At 64.5% G+C, this 2,703-nt stretch carries 4 protein-coding genes; all 4 read right to left on the bottom strand.

Translation table 11 applies throughout. The features are described 5' to 3' along the window. Positions 1-29 precede the first annotated feature (29 nt). Positions 30-638 (bottom strand): glycerol-3-phosphate 1-O-acyltransferase PlsY, encoded by a 609-nt coding sequence (gene plsY, locus B552_RS0125835; protein ID WP_019451961.1) that lies wholly within the window; start codon positions 636-638, stop codon positions 30-32. Between the two features lie 92 nt (positions 639-730). Beyond that, positions 731-1,222, bottom strand: a complete 492-nt coding sequence (locus B552_RS0125830; protein WP_019451960.1) for an aminoacyl-tRNA deacylase — start codon at positions 1,220-1,222, stop codon at positions 731-733. A gap of 21 nt (positions 1,223-1,243) precedes the next feature. After that, on the bottom strand, positions 1,244-2,152 hold the full coding sequence (gene xerD / locus B552_RS0125825; protein ID WP_019451959.1) for a site-specific tyrosine recombinase XerD: 909 nt from the start codon (positions 2,150-2,152) through the stop codon (positions 1,244-1,246). Further along, on the bottom strand, positions 2,149-2,628 hold the full coding sequence (locus B552_RS0125820) for a methylated-DNA--[protein]-cysteine S-methyltransferase (RefSeq protein WP_019451958.1): 480 nt from the start codon (positions 2,626-2,628) through the stop codon (positions 2,149-2,151). Before B552_RS0125820 ends, xerD begins: the two co-directional genes overlap by 4 nt. Positions 2,629-2,703: the final 75 nt, after the last annotated feature.

The following is a 2,703-nucleotide window of genomic DNA, read 5'->3' as shown; positions in this document are numbered from 1 at the left end:
GAGGGGAGACCACCATCGGTGGCCCTACCTCAAACCTTCTTCTTCTCCCCGATCCGGCTTTCCTTGCCCGCCAGCAGCTTTGCGATATTGGCGCGGTGGCGTGCGATCAGCAGCACGCTGATCACGAAGATCGCGCCGGCCATGATGTCCACGCCGTTCATCAGCACGTAGAAGAACGGGGCGAAGATCGCCGAGATCAGTGCGGCCAGCGACGAATACCGGAAGAAGAACGCGATGATCAGCCACGTCGCCAGCGTGCCGGCCCCGAGGATCGGATCGATTGCCAACAGGATGCCGGCCGCCGTGGCCACGCCCTTGCCACCGGCGAAGCGGTGGAATATCGGGAACAGGTGACCCAGGAACACGGCCAGCGACACCATGGCGATGCCGGTTTCGTCCACGCCGTATGCTGGCCCGAAATGCTTGGCCAGCAGCACCGCAACCACGCCCTTCAGCGCGTCGCCCAGCAGTGTCAGGATGGCCGCCTTCTTGCTGCCGGTACGCAGCACGTTCGTGGCCCCGGGGTTGCCGGAACCGTAGCTGTGCGGATCGGGCAGGCCCATGAACTTGCTGACCACGACGGCGAATGACACCGATCCGATCAGGTAGGCGATAGCGGCGAATAGCAGGTTGACCATTTGTGTGGGGATGAGACAGGGAATTTCGGGCTGGCGCGATTGTAGCGCGGCGCTGGGTTGGCAGACCCCGTGACTTCCCCAATACCGGCAAGTCAGTCAGGCAGCGCGCATTCCACCGGTTTCGCCCCGAGCAGCTCGGTCAGTACCGCTGGTGCAATGCTGACCAGGTAGCCACGCCGGCCGCCGTTGATGTAGATCGTGTCGAGCGCCAGCACGGATGCCTCGACAAAGACCGGTATCTTTTTCTTCGTGCCAAATGGCGATGTGCCGCCGACCATGTAGCCGCTATGGCGCTGGGCCACTTCGGGCTTGCATGGCTGCACGCTCTTGCAGCCGATCTGCCGCGCCAGGTTCTTGGTGGAGACCGAGCAGTCACCGTGCATCAGCACGATCAGCGGCTTGGCGGCCTCGTCCTCCATCACCAGCGTCTTGACCACGGCATGCTCGGGCACGCCTAGCTGGCGCGAAGATTCGCCCGTGCCGCCATGGTCGACATAGTCATAGGTGTGTTCGCCGAACGTGACGCCCTGCTTGCGCAGCATCTGCGTGGCGGGCGTTTCGGAGACGTGTTTGTTCTTGCTCATGTCAGTCGGTGGCCGCGCCTGTCAGCCGCGCGGATGGTGATGCAGGTGCAGCTCGCGCAGGCGCTCGCGCGCCACGTGCGTGTAGATCTGCGTGGTGGAGATATCGGCATGGCCCAGCAGCAGCTGCACAACGCGCAGGTCTGCGCCGTGGTTGAGCAGGTGCGTGGCAAACGCATGCCGCAGTGTGTGCGGCGACAGCGGGGCGTGGATGCCCGCGTCGCGTGCGTGCTTCTTGATCAGGTGCCAGAACGTCTGGCGTGTCATGCCCTCGCCGCGTTGCGTGACGAACAGTTCATCGCAGACGCGGCCGGCCAACAGTGCAGGGCGCCCATCGGACAGGTAGCGGCGCAGCCAGTCGCTTGCCTGCGCGCCGAACGGCACGAGCCGTTCCTTGTTACCCTTGCCGCCGACCACGCGCGCCACGCCTTCGTTGAGGCCTACCTCGATCGTCTTCATGTTCGTCAGCTCGGATACGCGCAGCCCGCTCGCGTACATCAGTTCGAGCATCGTGCGGTCGCGCAGTCCCAGCGGCGTTTCGGTGTCGGGGGCTTCAAGCAGCGCCACGACCTGTGCCTCGGAGAGCGTCTTCGGAAAGCGTGGCGGCTGCTTGGCGGGGCGTAGCAGCAGGCAGGGATCGGCCTCGATCATGTGCTCGCGCAGTGCCCACTGGTAGAAGCGGCGGAAAACGGTCAGGCGGCGATTGGCCGACGAGGCGCGCGTCTCCGGGTGGCGCGCGGCGAAGTAGCCAGACAGGGCGTTGTCATCCACGCCAAGCAGCGCGCACGTCTCGCTTTCGTGCAGCCAGCGCGTCAGCAGTGCAAGGTCGCGGCGATAGGCGTCGATCGTGTTGCGCGATAGGCCGTCCTCGAGCCATAGGGCATCGCAGAACCGGTCGACCAGGGCCAGGTCTTCATCAAGTGCCGCCGTCATAGCAGCATCGCGCCTTCATGGCACAGCAGCCAGCGCTTCACGCTCAGGTAGAAACCTTCCTCGCCATGATGGGCGAATCCCCCGAGTCCGTTGGCTGCGACGACGCGATGGCATGGCACCACGATCGGAAACCAGTTCTGCCCGCAGGCCTGGCCCACCGCACGCGGCATGCTTTGCAGTGACTTTGCGATAGCGCCGTAGGTCGTCAGGCCGCCGCGCGGAACGGCGCAGATCGCATCCCACACCTTGCGCTGGAATTCTGTGCCGCGCGCGGCCAGCGGCAGGTCGAACACGGTGTCCGCGTTGGCGTAGTAGGCATCGAGCTGCTCGGCCACGCGCTTTAGCAGCGCATTGTCTGGCGCCACCTCGGCGAAGTGGTCGGGCAGGTAGACGATCTCGTGAACATGCGCGCCATCGATACGTACGCCGACCTTGCCGAATGGCGCGGGCAGGACGGCATCGAAGTGATGTTGCATGGTGGATGGCGGGTGACGTGACAAGACGGCATTTTATGCCTGTTTGTCTCGCATCTCCGGTTTTCTCCCCTCTCC

This window comes from Cupriavidus sp. BIS7 (assembly GCF_000292345.1).
Lineage (GTDB): Bacteria > Pseudomonadota > Gammaproteobacteria > Burkholderiales > Burkholderiaceae > Cupriavidus.
This window is presented reverse-complemented; position numbering and strand designations above follow the sequence as displayed.